Annotated in this window: 6 protein-coding genes; 3 read left to right on the forward strand and 3 right to left on the reverse strand. The window is 63.6% G+C overall.

All coding sequences use genetic code 11. The annotated features are described in order from the left end of the window. From AB4Z11_RS18305 to AB4Z11_RS18315, 3 genes are all read left to right on the forward strand, one after another. On the forward strand, window positions 1-3,090 hold a 3,090-nt coding region (locus AB4Z11_RS18305), incomplete at its 5' end, for a DUF2339 domain-containing protein (protein ID WP_442026696.1). Further along, window positions 3,087-4,457 (forward strand): DUF3999 family protein, encoded by a 1,371-nt coding sequence (locus tag AB4Z11_RS18310; RefSeq protein ID WP_442026698.1) that lies wholly within the window; start codon window positions 3,087-3,089, stop codon window positions 4,455-4,457. The genes AB4Z11_RS18305 and AB4Z11_RS18310, both read left to right, overlap by 4 nt. A 19-nt stretch (window positions 4,458-4,476) precedes the next feature. Further along, window positions 4,477-5,349, forward strand: a complete 873-nt coding sequence (locus AB4Z11_RS18315; RefSeq protein ID WP_442026700.1) for an N-acetylmuramoyl-L-alanine amidase-like domain-containing protein — start codon at window positions 4,477-4,479, stop codon at window positions 5,347-5,349. On the opposite strand, the gene pth is transcribed toward AB4Z11_RS18315, so the two are convergent. The 3 genes from pth to AB4Z11_RS18330 form a co-directional block, all read right to left on the reverse strand. After that, the gene (gene pth / locus AB4Z11_RS18320; protein ID WP_442026702.1) at window positions 5,346-5,930 is read right to left on the reverse strand and encodes an aminoacyl-tRNA hydrolase; all 585 of its coding nucleotides are present in this window, start codon (window positions 5,928-5,930) and stop codon (window positions 5,346-5,348) included. The two genes, AB4Z11_RS18315 and pth, sit on opposite strands and share 4 nt — an antisense overlap. 53 nt (window positions 5,931-5,983) lie before the next feature. Next, entirely contained in the window at window positions 5,984-6,454 is a 471-nt protein-coding gene (locus tag AB4Z11_RS18325; RefSeq protein ID WP_442026704.1) for a YybH family protein, read from the reverse strand. 63 nt (window positions 6,455-6,517) lie between these two features. After that, on the reverse strand, window positions 6,518-6,853 hold a 336-nt coding region (locus tag AB4Z11_RS18330), incomplete at its 5' end, for a hypothetical protein (protein WP_442026705.1).

Genomic DNA, 6,853 nt, shown 5'->3' on the forward strand with positions numbered 1-6,853 from the left:
GCCGACGAGGCCATTCGGACACCGTCGCCTGCCGCGCCGGCCGACGAGGCCATTCGGACACCGTCGCCTGCCGCGCCGGAAGCGCCGGCAACGGCACCCACGCCGCCAGCGCGGCAGCCCCAACCTCAAGCCCAAGCTCAAGCTCAACCCGCATCGCGCGAGCCCCTGGTGGCCCGCGCGATGCCACCGGTCACGGCACCAGCAACTGAGTCAGGCGCACCAGCCGAGAGCGCTGCCGAGCCGGCCGGAGCATACGCTATGCCGCTGCCAACGCCCCCAGCCGCTGGCGTCGATGCAACCACGCATGCGCAGGCGCCGCGCCGCGAACGTCCACAAGCCCCGCCAAGCGAACCTCCGGCCTGGTTGCTGGCCGCCAGGCGCTGCCTGTTTGAAGGCAATCTGGTCGCCAAGATCGGCCTGCTGATCCTGTTCATTGGCGTCAGCTTCCTGCTCAAATACGCTGCCGCCCGCGTGACGGTGCCGATCGAGCTGCGGCTTGCGGGCATTGTGCTGGTCGATCTGGCCGCACTCGCCTGGGCCTGGCGCATCCGCAACAGCAACGCGGCAGTCAGCCTGCCACTGCAAGGCACGTGTATGGCCGTGCTGATGCTGGTGAGCTTCGGCGCCTTCCGCTTGTACCACCTGATCCCCGGCGGGATGACTTTCGCGCTGCTGTTCCTGCTTACGCTTGGCACCTGCATGCTGGCGGTACTGCAGAACGCGCAGTGGCTGGCCATCTTCGGCATTGCCGGTGGCTTCGCCGCACCGATTTTGGCATCGACGGGCAGCGGCAGTCACATAGCCCTATTCAGCTATTACGCCCTGCTGAATGCCGGCGTGTTTGCAATCGCGCTGAAGCGTTCGTGGCGCGCACTGAATTTGCTGGGCTTCGCATTCACCTTCGCCATTGGCACTGCCTGGGGCGTGCTGCGCTACCAGCCGGAAAACTATCAGTCGGCRCAAGCCTTCCTGATTCTGTTCTTCCTGTACTACGTCGGCATCGCCGTCGCCTATGCGCGCCTGCAAGCACCTCAGTTGAAGAACTATGTCGACGGCACGCTGGTCTTCGGTACGCCAATGCTGGCGGCCAGTTTGCAGTTCCCGCTGGTGAAAGGCATGGCATTCGGCATGGCTTTTTCTGCCTTGGCGCTTGGCCTGTTCTACGGCGCATTGGCGATGGTGCTGGCGCGCCGGCGCGCGGTGTTCGGCATGCTGGTTGACGCTTTCATCGCACTGGCCGTCGTATTTGGCACGCTCGCAATTCCATTTGCGCTTGATGGCCGCTGGACGTCCGCCGCCTGGGCGCTGGAAGGCGCGGGCATCGTGTGGATCGGCCTGCGCCAGCGCCAGCCGCTCGCCTGGGGCTTCGGCCTGCTGGTGCAGCTGGGAGCGTGGGTCAGTTTCATCGGCAGCGTGTCCGGCATCGACAAGGAAGCGGCGCTGCATTCCAATTTGTGGCTGGGCTTCCTGCTGCTGGCGGCAAGTGCCTTCCTGATGGCGACGCGCTTCCGCGCTCAGCGCAGCGATGGTCCGAACGCGCTTGGCCTTCTGGGCACGATCTTCCTCGCCGGCGCCGCTGTATGGCTTGTAGGCGGGTTCTGGACGGAGATCCTGCTGCGCACGCAGGGCAACGCGCAAGCCAATCTGCTCGTGGCCAGCGCCCTTGTGAGCGCCATGCTGTTGGCCTTTATCGCACGCCGCATGGCATGGGCGCTGGCGGGCTGGCTTGCAATGGCGGTCGAGCTGCTGGCTGGCGCCGTGCTGCTTGCGCTGATGCTGCAGCAATGGGCCCTGGCGCCAGTGTCCACCGACCTGTTTGCGACGCCCTTCCTCGGCGGCCTGATGATCCTGGCTGGTGGCGCCTTCACCGCCTGGGCCATGTTCCGTCATGGCGATGCGCCGCAGCAGAAGCTGTCGCATGTGATTCTGGGCTGGTCCATGCTGTGGTGGCTGGCGATGGTGGCGCCGACCTTGTCCAACTGGCTGCTGGCGCATTACGAAAACTGGTCTGGCATGGCGGCGCGCGCTGAACTGCAATGGCCCGCCTATTGCCTGCTGATTGCGGCAACAACGCCGCTGTGGCTCTCGCTGGCGCGGCGACTCACCTGGCCAGCACTGCGCTGGACAGCACTGCCCGCATGGGCTCTCTTCGCCCTGACCAGCGTGGGCATGCTCGCGATGCTGCACTTCACCGGCATGCCATCGCGCGAATTCTGGCTGGCCTTCGCCGCGCTGTGGTTGCTGTCCGAATGGCTGATGCGCGTCTGGTCGCCGATCAGAGATGTGCAAATGCGCATCCTGCACACGCTGCGCTCGGCCGGCCCGTGGCTGATGATCTGGCCCGTTGCCGCGTACTGGATTGCGCGCGGCCTGCAAGGTTCGCATGCCGATCCGTCCTGGGCGCGCTTCCTGCCATTGTGGCTGATGATGGGCGTGCTGGCGTGGACCATGCACCGCGTGCGCACCGATGCCTGGCCCGTGCGCCCTGTGGCGCAGTGGTATCGCACGGTCCTGCTGCCGCTGGGATGCGCATGGTCGCTGCTGCTGGTAGCGGCATGGAATCTGTCGCAGGATGGCGCAATGGCGCCGCTGCCATACATCCCGCTTGCCAATCCGCTCGACCTGACCAGCATCTTCGCCATGCTGCTGGCCATTGGTTGCTACCGCCAGCTGCAAAACGAGTTGACGCACGCACGGCAACCGTTGTTCATCGCCGCTGCGCTGGCCGCGTACGCCTGGTTCAATCTCGCCCTGCTGCGTACCGTCTCGCACTATCTCGATGTGCCATATGAGTTCGAGCGCCTGTTCGCTTCGCAGTTTGTACAGGCCATGTTCTCGCTGGTGTGGAGCGTGACCGCGCTGATATTGATGCGCTATGCGGCGCGCAAGCAGGAGCGCAATATCTGGCTGGCAGGCGCCGTCTTGCTTGGCGTTGTGGTGCTCAAGCTTTTCCTCGTCGACTTGTCGAACGTGGGCGGCGTTGAGCGCATCGTGTCCTTCCTTGGCGTCGGCGCGCTGATGGTCGGCATCGGCTACATTGCGCCCTACCCGTCCGGCAAAGGCGGGCAAGCGCAGCAGGAGGCAGCATGAGCGCTCTTCTGCTCGCTGCAGCCCTGGCCAGCGCGGCCAGCGATACGCCGCAAGACTACAGTCATCTGATCCCGCTGACCATCAGCGGCAAGCAGAGCGTGGTGCAGTTGCAGCTGCCGCGCGCGGTGTACCTGAATGCGCGCTCCCCTGATCTGCGTGACCTGCGTGTGTTTGACGCGCGCGGCATCATTCAGCCATTCGCGCTGCGCCAGCCCGAAGGCGATGCGCAAACCAGCCACCGCAGCCTGGCCGTACGTATCTTTCCGCTGATGGCAGACAGTGCCGATAACGCACTGGCAGGCCTGGAGGTCAGCACCGGCACCGACGGCCGCGTGCTGTCCGTGCGCTTGCCCGCTGCGCAGGATGCAGCCAGGCCGCGGCAACAACTGGCCGCGCTGGTACTGGACCTGCGCCGCGATGGCGAAAGCGAACCACCACAGGTCGATGCACTGCGCTTTCAGCTGCCAGCGGGACGCAGCAATTACACAGGCCAGATCTGGCTGGAATCCAGCACCGACCTGAAAAACTGGGACACGGTGGGCGTCGCGGAACTGAGCTGGCTCGCCAACATGAGCGATGAGACGCTGGCCAACGACCGCCTTGAATTCGCGCCGCGCTCAATGCGCTACGCGCGCCTGCGCTGGCGCAGCGGCGAGCCCCTGCAGTTCGCAGCGGTGACCGCCGAATCGCCCGTTCGCGACGAAGCGCTGCCAATGGAATCCGTGCAACTGCCCGCGCAGCCGGGACGTGAAGCACGCGATCTCCAATACACCAAGCCGCCGGGCATTCCCGCCACGCGCGCTGGACTGCAATTCGACAGCGGCAATGTCGTGCTGCCTGCAACGCTGGGCCGCTATAACGCGCAGCGTCAGGGCCGCAATTATTTCGAGCCCGCGCTGCGTACGACCTTCTACCGGCTGGAGCGCGACGGCAAGCCCCACGTGTCGGCCGACATTGCCGTGCCATCGTATCTGGGCGATCGCTGGGTACTGCGTTTCGATCAGCCACCCGCGATGCAGCCTATGCTGCGCTTAAGCTGGCAACCGGCTACGCTGGTCTTTGTCGCCGGTGGCACTGCGCCTTACACCTTGGCAGTGGGACGCGACAAGGCGAATTCCGCCGCGCGCGCCATCGGCGATGTGGCGCCGGGATTTTCGTCCGCCGAATTGCGCGCACTGGAGCAGGCGCGTGCCGGCGACGTGCAACTGCAAACCGACGCGCTGGCCAATGCCGCCAAGCGCGCCAGCGCCGACGCCGCCAGCGCACAGCAACGCTTGATCCTGTTGTGGGGCGTGCTGCTTGCAGGCGTTGCCGTTGTGGCATGGATGGTGTGGCGCTTGCTGCGCCAGGCGAGCAATCCGACCTGAATGCCTTTAGAATGGACGCATGCGTATTCTTCCCTTGCTCGCCATGTGCGTCACCCTGTGCGCCGCCGCCCAGGAACCTAAACAGATCTACCAGATGACGCCCGCCGAAGCGGGTAGCTTCATCAGCAGCGTCCACGATAGCCAGCCGGATCTGCGCAAGCGCATCGCAGCTATCGCGCGCCGCAATATCGGCCAGCCCTACAAGTTGAATCTATTGGGCGAATATCCCTATGAGCTGCATGACAGCTTGCCAATGTTCAGCCTTGGGCAAAGCGATTGCACGGTCTTCATCGAGCACACTTATGCGATGGCTCTGAGCGAATCGTGGGAAGAGTTCTTCTGGATGCTGCAACGCATACGCTACAAGGACGGCGTGGTTGGCGTGGCCACGCGCAATCACTACACGGAAGTGGATTGGAATATCAACAACCGCTGGCTGCTCACTGACGTCAGTGCATCGTTACCCGGCGCTGCCTACTACRACCTGACCGTGGACCGCGCGCAGTTTTTGAAAACGCATCACAACACCGAGAGCAGCATTCCGGTACAGCACACGCGCGAGGCTTACGTACCGGTGGAAAATGCCAGGCAGGCATTCCAGCAGATGAATGAGGGTGACATGGTCAACGTCATCTCGATCCGCAACGGCGAGCATATGGTGACCCATGTTGGCCTGGTGGTGCAGGACGCGCATGGCCATCGCCGCTTCCTGCATTCATCTGCACCCGCCGTACGCGAGGAGGAATTCGAAGACTTCATCGCCCGCACGCAAGCACGCAAAAGCGGCCTGCAGCTGGCGGGCTTCAAGTTCCTGCGTCTGAATGAGGTGGTTGAAGTGCCGCCGGCGGCGCCGCAACCGCGGCCGCAACGGCAGCACGCTGCTGCGCCTTAAGGCGTGTGCAGCTCCATCATCGCCTTGGTGAAATCGCCGGTGACGGCAGTAGGGATGATGCGCAGGGATTTTTCGATCGCTTCTTCGATCAGCAGCTGTTCTTCGCGGCGCGGACGATGCAGTACGAAATCCGCCACCGGCTGGTTCAGATTCAGTGTGCGCGGATGGCCGATGCCGATGCGCAGCCGCCAGTAGTCCTGGGTGCCGAGTGCCGAGGTGATGTCCTTCAGGCCATTGTGGCCGCCGCTGGAGCCGCCTTTTTTCAGCTTGGCCACACCCGGCGCCAGATCAAGTTCGTCATGCACGACGAGCACTTCGTCCGGCTGGATTTTGTAGAAGCGCGCGATAGCACCGACCGACTGGCCGGAACGGTTCATATAGGTTTGCGGCTCCAGCAGCCAAAGCTGGTTGCCGCCGATGATCGTCTTCGCCACCATCGCGTTGAAGCCGGACTCGCGCTGCAGGCGCGCATTCGGCAGCGAATTGGCCAGGTTGTCCACCAGCCAGAAGCCGGCGTTGTGGCGGGTTTGTTCGTAGTCGGGTCCGGGGTTGCCGAGGCCGACGATCAGACGAATAGGCATGGCTATGCTAACGCTTGGCAAAAGCGCAGATTATACCCGCCGGGCGCATGCGATTAAGGCTTCACGCGGGGCGTATCGAAATTCCAGGTATCGCGCACGTAGAGCCATTTGCCATTGACCTTGTGCGAGACGGACAGGAATTTCCCCGCATCGACCTGCTTGCCATCCTTGTCCTTGACGGTGAAGTGGCCGGCTGCCCAGCCCGTGCCGTCATTGGCGCCACCATCTTTTTCTCCGCTAAAGCTCATTGTGATGCCGGCTTTGGCGGAATCGGCAACATCCTTGGCCCAGTACGCGCGGATCGCGGCCTTGCCACGTACGGCTGCGGAACCAGGCGGCATCAGCACGGCATTCTCGTCGTACAGATTGGCCAAAGCATCCGCATCACCGGCCGTGTAGGCCTTGAGGAAGGCCTGATCTATCGCGTGCACAGCCGCCACATCCGCCTTCTGATCCGCCGTGGCCAGCCCCGCCATCCCGGCCAGGACGGCGACAATACCCACTACCCGAAAGCTCTTGTTCATGACGGCCTCCTTCTGAGTTGATCTACTCAGCATAGCCGCATTCGGGCAGTTAGCCAGCTTTCCTCAAGCTTTCGCGGGCACGCGGGCGGAGCCCCAGCGGTCACCGGATTTGCGGATGTAGTGGTCGAACACATAGCCCCATGGGACCACGAGCGGAATGATCACGACGAAGGCAACCTGGAAAGCGTAATGGGCTAGGTGCTCGTCCATGGTGCCGTTGAGGTAGCGCGGCAAGGCTTCGTTGAACAGCCAGATCAGCTTCCAGGTTATTTCCCAGAACAGCACCGGCAGCATTTGCAGCGGATAGCGCAGGCCCAGCAACGCCATCAGCGAGAAGCCTGCCAGCATGCAGACGACGACGCCTTCGTTCAGCTCCCACGCCACATGGCGGTTCAGCAC

The sequence above is a fragment of the Pseudoduganella sp. RAF53_2 genome (assembly GCF_052113985.1).
Taxonomy (GTDB): Bacteria; Pseudomonadota; Gammaproteobacteria; order Burkholderiales; family Burkholderiaceae_D; genus Rugamonas.